Origin of the sequence: Paenibacillus sp. FSL P2-0121, from assembly GCF_037975345.1 — a bacterium.
Classification (GTDB): Bacteria; Bacillota; Bacilli; order Paenibacillales; family Paenibacillaceae; genus Paenibacillus_AQ; species Paenibacillus_AQ odorifer.
Genome location: NZ_CP150245.1, coordinates 2,764,982 through 2,779,519 on the forward strand (window position 1 = coordinate 2,764,982; position 14,538 = coordinate 2,779,519).

The window sequence follows — 14,538 nt, forward strand, 5'->3', positions numbered from 1 at the left end:
TAAGCAAATAGGAGTGTAGTTCAATGAAGATAGGTTTAGTGAGGCACTTTAAAGTGGACAATCAACCGAGGCGCGGACGAATATCTGGGGAGAATTTTAACGCTTGGGTCGAAGCATATGATCAATCTGATATAAAGTTCGGGCAGTTTAGAAGCTCTGAGCAAGCTTGGGATGTGTGTCTCAGTAGTGATCTGCCTAGAGCCATACATACCGCGAATCTGATCTACTCTGGTAATATTATATATATGGAGCAGTTAAGAGAAATCGAGATTGCTGCAACTTGGCTGAAGGGAATTAAACTGCATCATTTTATGTGGTTAGTGCTGGGGCGGATGGCTTGGTATTATGGGCATTCCTCACAGTCAGAGAGTAGAACCGCAACATTACTCCGCACACAAGCAGTTATCGAGCGCTTAGAACGCGATTTTGGATCAGCAAATGTGTTAGTAGTTACCCATGGAGCTTTTATGAAGGTGTTGGCGCAGCAGTTGATCCAAAGAGGTTATAATGGAAAGCGTATATCTCATCCACGGAATGGTGGACTGTATGTGTATGAGCAGGGCTGTTAATTTAAAAGAAAGCAGGATGAACAATCATGGTTGTTATTAAAGAAATAGAAATGGAATCCCTTTCTGAACTGGGGAATTTATATCAAGAGCTGATGAATAAACCGTCTGACCTTAATAAGCTTGAAGAAGTATTTAAAGGGGTCAAGGCGGATAACCGCTACATTCTATTGGGTGCTTTTGTAGAGGGTGAGTTACTAGGGTCTTTGATGGGCATCGTGTGTCAGGACTTAGTGGGGGACTGCAAACCGTTTATGGTGATTGAGAATGTGGTGGTTTCAGTGCGGGCACGCCGTCAAGGCGTTGGCAAAAAACTTATGAACGCCATTGAACAAGCGGCCCGGGAAAGAGACTGCTATTATATCATTTTAGTCTCCGGTGAGCAGCGGAAGGAAGCGCATGTGTTCTATGAATCGTTAGGTTATAGAGATGAAAAGGTGGAGGGATACCGAAAACATTTAAGCTCCCATTAAAAAGCACACAACTTTCTAGGAGGTTTTTAACCTGCATACATTTTTTAATTATAACTGGATGGTCCGTGAACAATGGTATGAGTGGTGTGGAGATATTTCTGAGGAGGAGCTGCTCGCAACACGTATAGGTGGTGTAGGCAGTATTCTTAAGACGCTTTTTCACATTGTTGATGTGGAGTGGAGCTGGATTCAAGTATTGCAAGGAAAGCCGGATTTCCAAGAGGATTTTGAGCAGTACAAGACTTTGCAGCAAGTAAGAGAATTGGATGCAAAATTCCACACAGAGGTGGAACCCTTTGTAACGGCTTGGCATGAGGGTCTGGAACAGAGGGTTTTAGAGGATCACCTTCCGGATGGCAGGATCGTGACCGATGCCTGGGGTGAGGTAATGCGCCATGTGATTGCTCATGAGATTCATCATGTCGGGCAATTATCGGTCTGGGCTAGAGAGATCGGAAAACCGCCGGTTTCAGCTAATCTGATTGGCAAAGGGCTGATAAACAGCCTACCTGGCAAAGCATAGACAAGCTATTCAGCGTATATTCAGATTCATATTTTACAATCTCCTTGAACTGCGAAAACATAAATCTGTACTTCAAGGAGGATTACACATGGTGAAGAAGAAAAATTTGCTGAGAAAGTTCATGGCAGCTACACTAAGTCTTGCTATCGTCTCAACGGCGTTTGGTGTTGCTGGAAACACGCCCGTAGTTAGTGCGGCGGATGCAGGTGTAACGAAAGCGTATGAATCCCTGTTCGCGGGTGACAGAATCATTGATGTTAAAGTAACGATTGATGATGCGGATTGGAAAAGTATATTAGCAAGTCCCCTCGAAAAAGAATACAAAAAAGTTAAGGTTGAAGTTGACGGGAATGTTGTTGAAAATGTTGGATTTTCTACTAAAGGGAATCTGACGTTAAAATCGGTAGCCAGTATGACAGACTCGGACAGATACAGCTTCCGGCTGAAATTTGATAAATATGATAAGAAGCAAACGTTACTTGGTCTTGATAAAATGGTACTGAACAATAATTTCTCGGACCCTTCGTATATTCGTGAATATTTACATTACGAAGCGCTTCGTTCTGTTGGTGTGGATGCACCTTTGACTGTGTTCACCAATCTGTATATCAACGGAGAATTATATGGTTTTTATGTAGGTGTGGAAGCAATAGATGACAGCTACTTAGAACGTACCTATGGAGAAAATTATGACGATGGTGTTCTGTATGATACAGAAGAAAAAAGTTATCTGCAGTACAAAGAAGGCAGTGACTACGAAACGATAACTTATGATACAGGTAAAGAAGATGATAAAGCTTCGTTAAAGAACTTCATCAAGGTGCTGAATGAGATGCCTGCCGGTGAGAAGGGTTCTATTGAAAGTGTGCTAGATGTGGATTCGGCACTGAAGTATATTGCCGCTAATGCTGTATTGGGTAACTATGACAGCTATAACGGGGATAAAGGTCATAATTATATGTTGTACGGGGATGCATCCGGTAAATTCAGTGTACTTCCATGGGATATGAACATGTCCTTTAACGGGTATTCTGGTGGCGGAGGCGGCAGAACAGGGACAACAGATACAACAGCTGCTGCGGGCACAACTTCTACTTCGGCAACAACCCTTGCAGCCAATACCAACGCAGTAACTGCATCAATTGATAATCCAACGCTTGGGATAAGTTTAGATCAGGTCCCAATGATTGCTAATCTGTTGGAAGTGCCTGAATATAAGACTAAATACCTGAAATATGTATCTGAGCTGGTTGATTATTTGGAAGGAATTCAGAGCAGAATTACTGAATTGGCTACCTTGATCAAACCTTACGTTCAAGCAGACCCAACCAAATTTTATACCATGGAACAATTTGAAAGTAATGTTACTTATTCAGCAACAGGTGAAATGGGTGGTAGTGGAGGAATGACTCCGCCAGCTGGGATGGAAGGCATGACTCCTCCTGAAGGGATGGAGGGCATGACACCTCCGGATGGAACGACACCGCCAGCACGTCCTGATAATACAGGGACTGCGACTGATGGCAATCCTACACCTCCAACAGGTAACGCTGGAGGCGGGGGACAAGGTATGGGGACAATGGCAGCAGGTTCGATTATGACCTTTGCGCTGAACAGACTTGCTAATCTGCAAGGCCAGCTAGGGCTTAACGTCACACCTCTTCCCTCTGTAACTACAACACCATCAACAACGAATCCGAACACGACGGGCACTAAGGGAATATCCGTACTTTTAAACGGAACAGCGGTCAGCTTTGCAGATCAGCTTCCTGTGAATAAGGATGGCCGGGTGCTGGTGCCAGTGAATGCAATCTTTAATGCTCTGGGTGCTACAGTAACCATGGATCAAACGACTAAGAAAATCACCGCAGTAAAAGACAATACAACGATCGTAATGGCCATTGGCAGCAAGACTGCTTACATCAATGGCAAAGCACTCACACTCGACGTTCCTCCGCAAATTATCGGAAATCGGACACTGGTTCCGGTAAGATTTATTTCCGAGGGATTGAATATGGATGTGAAGTGGGATGCAGGGACTTCTACAGTTACAGCTACGACTAAAACAGCAGCTTTATAATTAGCTTTATCGCAAATGCGGAAATCCTGGGCAAGCTCTGGATTTCCGCATTTTTTATTTCAAGCAGATCAATTCGTGCTGCTAGAGAGCAGTGGCGGAAACCAGACATGACGAAGATCAACCCAACCCTGGCTATTGAAGCTAACTCCACGGACAGAAGGGAGATAAGCAGTCTGAGTAGGTTTTTCATACAAAATATGTAGGTGGTGCTCTTCAATCAGACGGTTCTCGATGATACTGAAACTTTCCGCTCGGGCCACCGGATTAGGTTCGCGCGCGATGGTATATAACCAGCCTTCAATATCCGCTCTAGTATGCGGTTCAATATGCTTAGAGAGTGTGAGGTATAGATCAAACAAACGAAGTTGTTCATCCTCGTCACGGAATAATGAGAAAACAATCAGGTCTGATTCCAGCCGAATCGGACCTTTAAATTCCTCTGGAGACACGGAAATGACATTGCATTTATAACCTTGTTGCTCTAGTCTAGTGGCAATAAAATCAGCATCGCCAGCATATTGTGGAATCGTAGAGATTTGCAACGTGATTTCTTGATCTATTATCGCTTCTTGCTCGATGGACGCTGAATCGTCTTTTAAACAGGAGACTATTTTTGCCCGAAGCAGGGGATCGCTTAGCGGTCCCTTTTTTTGCGTATTGCAGGTGACGAATTTCCGAATGGAAGACTCCGAATGAATTCGGCTCCAGGTCGAAGAACTGGCTGATGAGGGATTCTGAATCACGTGAAAAGCAGAACCCGTATCAGAGGATGACGTTTCGGTATCCCACGGGACATAAAGGATTTCAACCCGATCTAAATGAGCCCGTCCTTGAAAATAATAAGGAAAAACCTCCAGCACACAAGTGTCCTGGGTCATATCCACAACCTTAAAGGGGCCAGTCCCCACGGGTCTACGGCCAAAGCTCTGCTCATCCATTCCTTCTAAATCACGCGGTACAATTGCGGCTCTGCTCGTACACAAAAATGGCAGAAATAGTTCATTAGGCTGCTTAAGCGTAATTTGAACGGTAGATGGATTTAATGCGGTGACCCGCTGGATTTCTTTGAAAATATAGCTATAGAGTGTCCGTTTAGAGGTTTGCATCAACCGTCCCAGGGAATAGACTACATCCTTGGCTGTCAGCACTTTTCCATGATGGAATAACACCTCTTTGCGCAGAAAAAAAGTCCAGAGCGTCCGGCTCTCATCGACTTCCCAGGCGTGAGCCAGACAGGGAACAATTTTGTCCCGTTCACCGCTTCGTTTCACTAACCCGTCGAAAACATGGCTGGAAACAAATGACTCTGCCAGCAAATTCATATAGAGCGGATCGAAGGTATGGAGTTGCTGGGTAATAGGCAGCCGGAGAGTATCAATTTGCTTGTCACTACGAATTTCAGAATGATGCCCAAAATAGGTCAGCAGCCAACCCTGCAGTGTATCCTGCAGTGAGGTGGAGCTGGCATGGGTTTTGATACCTTCTATAGCGTTGTGGACATCTTTGCGGCTAATCGCCTGCATCATGGATTGAAGGGCAATTTCTTCGGAGGGTACAAGAAATTGCAGCAAAGAGCGGCTTCCCCGCCCACGCTTAGGCGTCCATTTGATCCATTCCTGCAACATCATTTTATTCACAATATGCAGGGCATTGCGGTGTGTACAGCCGAAAATCAATGCCAACTCATCCATCGTCACTGAGATTTCTGTGGCTCCCCCAAAATGAGATTGCAGCTTTAAAAATTGGCTATGCAGCTTCATTGTTTTGGTTCCTTTCGGAAAATAGGAAATTATAAATAAATTCTTTCTCTTTTTTTTCTTATTTTATCACGTAAAATAAGGATGAGAAAGTAAGAAAATGGGGGTAATTACCATGACCGAGGAAATGGAAACGGAAACGGAAACGGAAACGGGACTTAGGCTTAATCGATCGCTTGCTGCTTTGCTTGCCGCGTTCTTACTGGCAATAGTTCATCAGTATTTATTTTATGGAAAGCTGGCGGGCCTATCGTATCCAATCTTTGTATGTCTGTTCTATGCGTTCATGCTTTATTATGCCAAGGCTAAAATCCGCAAGCTTAACAAATTCAGTTACTTCTGGTTTGGAGCGATTTTTCTACTTTCATTAACCTATTTATTCTTTCATAATTTTTTCTTCTTTGGGCTGAACCTGCTGGTGATCCCGGTGTTGATTTTATTACATATGACTTATTTGCTTAGTGATAAACGGCCGGCTTGGAGCCGGCTTGGATTAGTGGGGAACACGCTGGAGCATGTGCTTCCACAGAATTTCCGCCATTGGAGCACTGTGTTTACGATCATTAAAAGGACTGGCGGCAGTAAAATGAAGGACGAGCGTAAGCAGGTTATGGGGAAAGTGCTGATAGGACTTGCGATCTCTTTTCCAATATTGCTGGTTGTGGTTACTCTGCTGTCCTCAGCGGACGGAGTGTTTCATCATGTACTGCTGGCGCTGCCGAATGTGCTGGATCAGATTTCATTTGGGGAAGGTTTTGTGCGGGTGCTGTGGATTATCCTACTGGGCATGGGCTTGTTCGGCTTAGTGTGGGGGTATGTGGATTCGAAAATCTATGACTGGAATATGCAGCCTAAGGAATATGGTCCAGTGCTGGCGCCTGTAAGCTTTAAAATGGATCCGATAATTATGACGACGATTCTTATAGCCATTAACACGGTATATGTATTGTTTGTTTTCGTACAGTTTTCTTACTTGTTTGGAGCATGGGAAGGGATTTTACCAGAGGGCAGCTCATATGCTGATTACGCACGTAGTGGATTTTTTGAGCTGATTATGGTGGCTGCGATTAATTTCGTGATTTTGCTGCTGGCTTTGGTGTCGGAAGGAAAAAGAAGTGGAGGGCTGCAAAAATTTATTAATGTTCTGCTCTACATTCTGGTTGGTTGCTCGACAGTTATGCTATATTCCGCCTATACCCGTCTGACTCTTTATGAAGAGGTGTATGGCTATACCACGACTCGGTTTTTAGTGCATGCATTTATGATATTTATGGGCTTATTGTTGGTGGTTGCAGCCTTACGGATAGCTGTTCAGCGTGTGCCATTGGCGAAATGTTATATTGTGCTGGGCTTGATCTCCTACGTCGTCATGAACTATATCGGGATGGATGTTATTATCGCTAATAAAAATATGGATCGTTATGCGGCAAGTGGTAAATTGGATGCCAATTATTTGGTCCGTTTATCTCCGGAGGTCATCCCTTCTCTGATAAAGTTTAGTGAACAGGAAGATGGGATGTTGGATGATTTTTTAAAGAATGAATGGAGAGAACTCAATAAGCGTGAGCAGGCATGGCAGTCGTTTAATTTCCCGCAATATCTGGCGCAGCGTGAGCTGGCTGAATATTTTGCACAGTAAAGGTAAGAAGAAGGTGTGAGGTCAGTGAGGAAGAAGCCATTTAAAAGAGGCTGGTCATTTATCATCATTTTTATTACGGTAGGTTTAAGTTACGGGATCTATCATATCTATTTATACAATGCGCCCAAACAAAATCATTACTCGCGTGTTTCCAGCACCCATCTTGAACAGGAAAGTCTGGGCGGCATTCAGCTGCTTCAAAGCCTTGATTCAATCGCTAGGGAACCTAAGCCAAATAATGATATAGAGCGGTATCAGTATTACGATCTGGGTCACGAGACAACAATAGCCACAGCACGTGGTGATGATAAGATCATTCTAATCAGCGTCTATTCCGATCATACGATGAGTACGGCAAGAGATATTCATATTGGAGCTTCAGCAGACGAAGTGATCAAGGCTTATGGCACTTCTTATTATAAAAGAGGGGAGCAAGGGGCTGAGATTATCGGATACGTGGATAAAATCAACCATCGGAGTATTGAATTTTGGCTGCAGGATCAGAAGGTAGATATGATTCGTTATTGTGTGGATTCTGTTGTAATGTAAAGTGTCATAGGAAAACCTTATTAAAAAGGACATATGTCCTTTTTTTGTGGGGTATTCTAAATTACACTGGAGCAAACAATAGAGGGGGCACTACATGCAGACGATAAATGACCGTGAGGCTGTCCGTGCCTTGGCAGTGAAGAACGGTCTGGACGGAATATTTAGCCCGCTGGTAACGCATAAAATGGAGTTGAGACGTTACGCGGATGAAGAAAAGCTGTGTTTGGTTGGCGATCAATTGGATGGGATGTTCATATTGGTTGAGGGCAAGCTCAAAATTCAGACCTTGCTGCCAAATGGCAAATCTATGCTGGTGCGGTTTACAAATCCGATATCTGTGATTGGGGATGTAGAGCTCCTTCACCGGTTCCCTGTTAAGAATCAAGTGGAGTCTGTGGGTGAGAGCTTGATTCTTTTTGCAGGGAGAAGACTACTCCTGAGAGAGCTTGAGGAAAATACAGCGTTGTTACGTTTTCTCGTCGGAGAACTTAGTCACAAATTGCATACGCTCGGTCAAGCCTCCGCACTTAACCTGTTGTATCCTGTGGAGAATCGATTTGCCAGTTATTTAATGTCTTTGTTCGCAGATAAAAACGGTGACCGGCGGGTGGAGGAGATTCGGACCTCAAGTCTTATTGAGACAGCAGAATTGCTTGGCACAAGCTATCGGCATCTTAATCGAATCGTACGTCGTTTTATTGATGAAGGAATCATTACACGAAATCGTGGACGCTTAAGTGTACTGGATGAATCGAAGCTGGCAGAGCTGGCTAACGGAAATTTATACGAATAAAAAGATCTCAAAAGACCATTAGTTCCTGCCCTCGGCCGGAAATAGGGGTCTTTTTGTTTTTTTAAGCAAACATTCAGTTCAAATTCAGAGAGGCTTAAGGGAGAGCTAGTAGGATAAAAGTACCAAATAGACCTACATACATATAGAGATGAGGAAAACCGATGGTGAAAAGTATCCGTGGGAAAATAGTCTTAGGATTTACTGCTGTGATCATAGTCTTTCTAGTGGCGATAGCCGGAAACACATTGTTTCAGGGGAAGGTTACCCAATTGACAGATCAGGTTAATCGTAACTGGGACAAGCTGTCACTTGTTCAAGGCTTAACGGATAAGATTCGTACCGCAGATGAGCTGGGTGCTCGTTATGTGATGAGTAACACAGATGATGAGCGGAATTCCTATCTGGCGCAGTATGAAGAAATGCTCCCATTGATTGAAAATGCTATTACAGAGCTGGAGAATGCCCGATTAAGTGAAGCTGAGTTAAAGGGTGTAGCTGAGCTGAAGAGCAAATGGAATGATTATTTAATCGTTCTGAAGGAAGCTTTTGCCTTAGCTAAGGAAGGCAACTTCCCGGAAGCGCAGAAGAAATTCACGAACCTGTCATTAGACGCTATGATTGAATCTCAGATTGTGTTTCAGAACATGCTCATGGAGGAAATAGAGAATGGACAAAGCCTGGCAAATTCGCATCGTAATAACGGTTTGATTACTAGCTTTGGTGTGACCGGATTGTCGGTAGTGCTCGCGGTGATCCTTGCGCTGCTAATTTCTGGACGGATTATTAAACCGCTTCGTGATGTGAACACTCAGTTGAAGGAAATTGCAGATGGGGATGCCGATCTTACGCGCAAGTTAAGTGTTCGTTCTAAAGATGAGATTGGTGAACTGGCGTTTAACTTTAATAAAATGACAGATAATCTGGGCACGATGATTGAACAGGTGAAGTTATCGGCGAATAGTCTCGCGAGTTCCTCTACAAAGCTTAGGTCAGATAGTGGAGTGACGGCAGGCGCCACAGAACGAATATCGGATATTATGGGTGAAGTCGCTTCCGGAACAGCCAGACAGATGAATGATTTGCAGACCAATACAATTACAATCTCAGAAATATCACTAGGAATCGGTCAAATTGCTGCCAGTGTCCAGGACATTTCGGAAGCCTCCCATCGCTCTGCGGCATTTGCCATTACAGGAGATGAATCCCTTCAGGCCGCTGGGCAGCAAATGGAATCGATTAATCACTCCATACAATCTTTATCACAGCAAGTCCAAGGTTTTGTGAATCGATCTCAGGAGATTGGCAGTATTGTAGGAGTCATAAAAGGAATCGCTTCGCAGACGAATATGCTGGCCCTAAATGCGACGATTGAGGCAGCTCGTGCTGGTGAACAAGGTAGAGGTTTCGCTGTGGTTGCCGATCAGGTCCGTAAGCTGGCAGAGCAGTCCGCGGAATCCGCCAATCAAATTGCAGAAATGGCGACTGGGATCCAAAGTGAAGCAGATGATGCCATGAAGGTGATGATGAGCAGCATGCGTGAAGTAAAGGGAGGTACGGAGATTATCGAGGAAGCGGGACGTTCCTTCGGTGAGATTCGATTATCTATAGATTCACTCGCCGAACAGGTTCAGGAAGTATCTGGAGCCGTGGAGGAGATTACGGCGGCTGCGGATGAGATTGTAGAGTCAATTCGTAACGTTACGCAAATCTCGGAAACAACCGCTGCGAGTACTCAGCATGTGTCAGCAGCCTCACAAGAGCAAATGGCTTCAGTCGAACAAATTGCATCCTCTGCGAGTGAATTAAGTACAATGGCGCATGGACTGCAAGGGTTGGTAGCTAGATTTAATGTATAACACGAAGCTTCGGAGAGTTAAGGGGCAATATAGTCCCCTTGACCTCTCTGTGGCTTTTTTTGTTGAACGTAATATCCCACATACAAAGCATAGAAATCGCCATCGACGGCCATCTACCTATAACTTATATTATTAGCGTTATTAGTTAGCTTGTATCCGTAATCCATCATTTCAAATGTAGGAGGCGAATGTCTATAAAACTACTGTTTTGAAAGCGCATCCTTTCTGCTGCATAGCTCCACAAAATTTTGGAAGGTGGTTATTCAATGATAGCAGCTTCTAAAAGATTTACAGGGAAGACGGCAGTACTATATTCTTTGATTGTTATATTATTTGTAGGTCAGTTAGGGTTATATCCTTCGGTGAGTTTAGCTGCGGGGAATTTAGCCCAAGGGAAGACTATTACTTCAAGCTCCTTCGGTGATGTATACGTAGCAGCCAATGCTAATGACGGCAGCCAAGGAACGTATTGGGAGAGCGCAAGCGGTGTTTTTCCGCAATGGATTAAAGTGGATTTAGGGGCAGCAAGCAGCGTGAATCAGGTTGTGCTAAAGCTGCCAACGAATTGGGAAACAAGAACTCAAACGTTAGCGGTGCAAGGAAGTACAGATGATGCAACTTACAATAACTTAGTAGATTCCGCCAATTATACATTTAATCCAACGATTGATTCCAATACAGTGACCATCAGCTTTACAGCTGCGAATGTCAGATATGTTAAACTGAATTTCACATCCAATACGGTCTGGCCAGCAGCACAGTTAGCGGAATTTGAGGTTCATGGTAATACAACTACAACTCCATCCTCAGGATATGAAGCGGAGGATGCCGCATTATCCGGTGGTGCCAAGGTTAACACGGATCATACAGGTTATACAGGTACAGGATTTGTTGATGGTTACCTAAATCAAGGTGCTGCGACTGCATTTATCGTTAATGTGGCTTCTGCTGGTAACTATGATGCTACATTAAGATTTTCAAATGCATCAGGCAGTACAAAAACCATTAGTGTTTTTGTGAATGGAACTAAAATTAAGCAAACCTCACTTGCGAATCTGGCCAATTGGAATACTTGGTCAACAAAGATTGAGACGCTGGCTCTGAATGCTGGCGCTAACACCATTACTTATAAGTACGATGCAGGAGACAATGGAAATGTGAATCTAGATAATTTGAACGTCACTCCAGCTTCTGCGACAACACCTACGCCAACGCCGACGGCAACTCCGACACCAGCGGCAACACCTACCCCAACGCCGACGGTAACACCGACACCGACGGTAACACCTACGCCAACACCGACAGTAACACCTACACCAACTCCAACGGTAACACCGACCCCGACACCAACAGTTACACCAACGCCTGGGGCGGGTTCCAATCTGGCTTTGAACAAAAGCATCAACGCTTCCTCTTCCGTCTTTACCTTTGTTCCTACAAATGCGAATGACGGTGATGTAACTTCTTACTGGGAAGGAGCAGGAGGAAGTTATCCCAATACATTATCTGTAAACCTGGGTAGTAATGCCGATATTACATCCATTGTCCTCAAACTGAATCCATCATCGGCCTGGTCCACACGTACTCAGACTATTCAAGTGCTTGGGCATAATCAGAATACAACAGCCTTTACTAGTCTTGTGCCAGCAACCGTGTATACTTTTAATCCGGCAACTGGCAATACGGTCACTATTCCGGTAACGGCCACGGCTAGTGAAGTACAGTTGAAGATTACCACCAATACTGGTTCAACCGCTGGACAAATCGCTGAATTCCAAGTGATGGGTGCACCAGCTGCTAATCCGGATTTGGCGATAACCGGTCTTACATGGTCACCTTCAGCTCCAGTAGAGACCAATGCCATTACTTTAAATGCAACGGTAAAAAACCTTGGAACGTTAGCTTCCATAGCGACTAATGTGAATTTCTACTTGGGCAGCACACTTGTAGGCACTAGCCCAGTGGGGGCATTAGCGGCTGGCGCATCTACGAACGTCACTTTAAATATAAGCGCAAAGGATGCTGCTACCTATACTTTAACTGCAAAGGTTGACGAGAAAAATACGGTTATTGAATTGAACGAAGGCAATAACAGCTTCACTAGCCCAAATTCTCTTATTATTGCTCCCGTATCCAGTTCTGATCTAGTAGCTTCCCCTGTTAGCTGGACACCAAGCAATCCAGCAGGCGGCAATGTGGTCAGCTTCTCGGTAGCAATCAAGAATCAAGGGACAGCAGCATCCGCAGGGGGTGCGCATAACATAACCTTGAAGGTTCTGGATGCTACTACGAATGCTGTACTCCAAACCTTAACTGGAACCTATAACGGCGTGATTGGCAGTGGAGTAACAGCGCCTCCTGTTAGTCTTGGCACTTGGACAGCAGCTAATGGCAAATATACTGTGAAGACGGAAATTGCCGTAGACACTAATGAGCTGCCAGTTAAACAGGCCAATAATATTCAAACACAGTCTCTTTTTGTAGGTCGTGGAGCCAATATGCCTTACGACATGTATGAGGCTGAGGAGGGTGTGATTGGTGGCGGGGCTGTGAAGCTTACTGCTAATCGGACCATTGGAGATCTTGCGGGTGAGGCTTCAGGCAGAAGAGCAGTCACACTGAATACTACAGGCAGTTATGTAGAATTCACTACTAAGGCTGACACTAATACACTGGTCACCCGCTTCTCCATTCCAGATTCGGCGAGTGGAGACGGTACGAATGCTACACTGAACATCTATGTGAACGGAGTTTATACCAAGGCGATTAATCTGACCTCTAAATATGCATGGCTGTACGGTTCAGAGATAAGTCCCGGCAATTCACCAAGCGCGGGTTCTCCGCGGCATATTTATGATGAAGCTAACATTATGTTCGACAGCACGATTCCGAAAGGTAGTACGATTCGACTGCAAAAGGATGTGGCAAATACCTCGCAGTATGCCATTGATTTCATCAGTTTGGAGCAGGTATCACCGATTACCAATCCAGATCCGGCCAAATATACGGTCCCAGCCGGCTTTACACATCAGGATGTGCAAAATGCGCTAGATAAAGTACGCATGGATACGACCGGAAATCTCGTAGGTGTGTATTTACCAGCCGGTAACTATCAGACCTCCAGTAAATTTCAGGTCTATGGAAAAGCAGTGAAGATCATTGGTGCGGGCCCATGGTATACGAGATTTTACGCTCCAACGAATCAGGAGAATACGGATATCGGTTTCCGGGCAAGCGATACCGCTAACGGCTCTACTTTTGCGAATTTTGCTTACTTTGGGAACTACACATCACGTATTGATGGCCCGGGTAAAGTATTTGATTTCTCCAATGTGGCAAATATTACGATCGATAACATCTGGACCGAACATCAGGTGTGTATGTATTGGGGAGCTAATACGGATTACATGGTGATCAAAAACTCCCGTATCCGCAACATCTTCGCTGACGGCATCAATATGACGAATGGCAGCACGAATAATCTCGTATCCAATATTGAGGCACGGGCAACAGGGGATGATAGCTTTGCATTGTTTTCGGCTATTGATTCCGGTGGTGCAGATATGAAGGATAATATTTATGAGAATCTCACTTCAATCTTAACCTGGCGGGCAGCAGGTGTAGCCGTCTATGGCGGATATGCCAATACCTTCCGCAACATTTATATTGCCGACACGCTTTGCTATTCTGGAATTACGATCAGCTCACTTGACTTCGGGTATCCAATGAACGGCTTTGGCGCTTCACCGACAACGAATTTTGAGAATATTTCCATTGTTCGTGCAGGTGGACATTTCTGGGGGGCACAGACCTTCCCGGCAATCTGGGTATTCTCAGCCTCTAAGGTATTCCAAGGCATTCGTGTCAGTGATGTGGATATCATTGATCCAACCTATCATGGCATCATGTTCCAGACCAACTATGTCGGCTCCACGCCGCAATTCCCAGTGACAGATACCCTCTTCACGAATGTCACAATTTCCGGTGCGCAAAAGAGTGGAGATGCTTTTGACAGCAAATCCGGAGTGGGCATCTGGGTAAATGAAGCGGCTGAGGCTGGGCAAGGTCCTGCCAGAGGGTCAGCCACCTTTAACAATCTGAAGATTACCAACACGGTAACGAATATTAAAAATAATACGTCTACTTTTACGATTAACGTTAATCCTTAAAAATAAATGCTGCCAGTACTGAACAGCCGTCTCCCGCTTTCGTGGGGGGCGGTTGTTTTCAGGTTGCAGAAACTAAGGTTCTGAATCGACAGGAGGTGCTGCTCACGTTACAATAATGGAAGGTACAGAAATG

At 44.7% G+C, this 14,538-nt stretch carries 10 protein-coding genes; 9 read left to right on the plus strand and 1 reads right to left on the minus strand.

Going from position 1 to position 14,538, the window contains the following annotated elements; all coding sequences use genetic code 11:
* The first annotated feature begins 23 nt into the window (after positions 1–23).
* From MKY54_RS12045 to MKY54_RS12060, 4 genes are all read left to right on the plus strand, one after another.
* Positions 24–569, plus strand: coding sequence for a histidine phosphatase family protein (locus MKY54_RS12045; protein WP_076187345.1), 546 nt, complete (start codon positions 24–26; stop codon positions 567–569).
* Positions 570–595: 26 nt separating this feature from the next.
* Positions 596–1,039 carry a GNAT family N-acetyltransferase gene (locus MKY54_RS12050; RefSeq protein ID WP_339190585.1) on the plus strand — a complete coding sequence of 148 codons (444 nt, stop codon included), beginning with the start codon at positions 596–598 and terminating at the stop codon, positions 1,037–1,039.
* 31 nt (positions 1,040–1,070) lie between these two features.
* On the plus strand, positions 1,071–1,562 hold the full coding sequence (locus MKY54_RS12055; protein ID WP_339191174.1) for a DinB family protein: 492 nt from the start codon (positions 1,071–1,073) through the stop codon (positions 1,560–1,562).
* An 88-nt stretch (positions 1,563–1,650) separates the two neighbouring features.
* Positions 1,651–3,642, plus strand: coding sequence for a CotH kinase family protein (locus tag MKY54_RS12060; protein ID WP_339190587.1), 1,992 nt, complete (start codon positions 1,651–1,653; stop codon positions 3,640–3,642).
* A 68-nt stretch (positions 3,643–3,710) separates the two neighbouring features.
* Here MKY54_RS12060 and MKY54_RS12065 read toward each other — a convergent pair whose 3' ends face one another.
* On the minus strand, positions 3,711–5,402 hold the full coding sequence (locus MKY54_RS12065) for an ABC transporter substrate-binding protein (RefSeq protein WP_339190589.1): 1,692 nt from the start codon (positions 5,400–5,402) through the stop codon (positions 3,711–3,713).
* 112 nt (positions 5,403–5,514) lie between these two features.
* Between MKY54_RS12065 and MKY54_RS12070 the strand changes: the two genes are divergently transcribed.
* From MKY54_RS12070 to MKY54_RS12090, 5 genes are all read left to right on the plus strand, one after another.
* Positions 5,515–7,038, plus strand: coding sequence for a DUF4173 domain-containing protein (locus tag MKY54_RS12070; protein ID WP_339190591.1), 1,524 nt, complete (start codon positions 5,515–5,517; stop codon positions 7,036–7,038).
* 24 nt (positions 7,039–7,062) lie between these two features.
* The gene (locus MKY54_RS12075; protein ID WP_076130648.1) at positions 7,063–7,587 is read left to right on the plus strand and encodes a hypothetical protein; all 525 of its coding nucleotides are present in this window, start codon (positions 7,063–7,065) and stop codon (positions 7,585–7,587) included.
* Between the two features lie 94 nt (positions 7,588–7,681).
* A complete protein-coding gene (locus MKY54_RS12080; RefSeq protein WP_036683474.1) occupies positions 7,682–8,380 on the plus strand; it encodes a cyclic nucleotide-binding domain-containing protein in 699 nt (232 codons plus the stop codon).
* 161 nt (positions 8,381–8,541) lie between these two features.
* Positions 8,542–10,236, plus strand: coding sequence for a methyl-accepting chemotaxis protein (locus tag MKY54_RS12085; RefSeq protein ID WP_339190592.1), 1,695 nt, complete (start codon positions 8,542–8,544; stop codon positions 10,234–10,236).
* A 266-nt stretch (positions 10,237–10,502) separates the two neighbouring features.
* Positions 10,503–14,405, plus strand: a complete 3,903-nt coding sequence (locus tag MKY54_RS12090; RefSeq protein WP_339190593.1) for a discoidin domain-containing protein — start codon at positions 10,503–10,505, stop codon at positions 14,403–14,405.
* Positions 14,406–14,538: the final 133 nt, after the last annotated feature.

Bases quoted from the DNA above. Each gene is read 5' to 3' on its own strand.
- MKY54_RS12045 (WP_076187345.1), top strand. From the start codon at position 24: ATGAAGATAGGTTTAGTGAGGCACTTTAAAGTGGACAATCAACCGAGG.
- MKY54_RS12080 (WP_036683474.1), top strand. From the start codon at position 7,682: ATGCAGACGATAAATGACCGTGAGGCTGTCCGTGCCTTGGCAGTGAAG.
- MKY54_RS12060 (WP_339190587.1), top strand. From the start codon at position 1,651: ATGGTGAAGAAGAAAAATTTGCTGAGAAAGTTCATGGCAGCTACACTA.
- MKY54_RS12070 (WP_339190591.1), top strand. From the start codon at position 5,515: ATGACCGAGGAAATGGAAACGGAAACGGAAACGGAAACGGGACTTAGG.
- MKY54_RS12065 (WP_339190589.1), bottom strand. From the start codon at position 5,402: ATGAAGCTGCATAGCCAATTTTTAAAGCTGCAATCTCATTTTGGGGGA.
- MKY54_RS12090 (WP_339190593.1), top strand. From the start codon at position 10,503: ATGATAGCAGCTTCTAAAAGATTTACAGGGAAGACGGCAGTACTATAT.
- MKY54_RS12085 (WP_339190592.1), top strand. From the start codon at position 8,542: ATGGTGAAAAGTATCCGTGGGAAAATAGTCTTAGGATTTACTGCTGTG.
- MKY54_RS12050 (WP_339190585.1), top strand. From the start codon at position 596: ATGGTTGTTATTAAAGAAATAGAAATGGAATCCCTTTCTGAACTGGGG.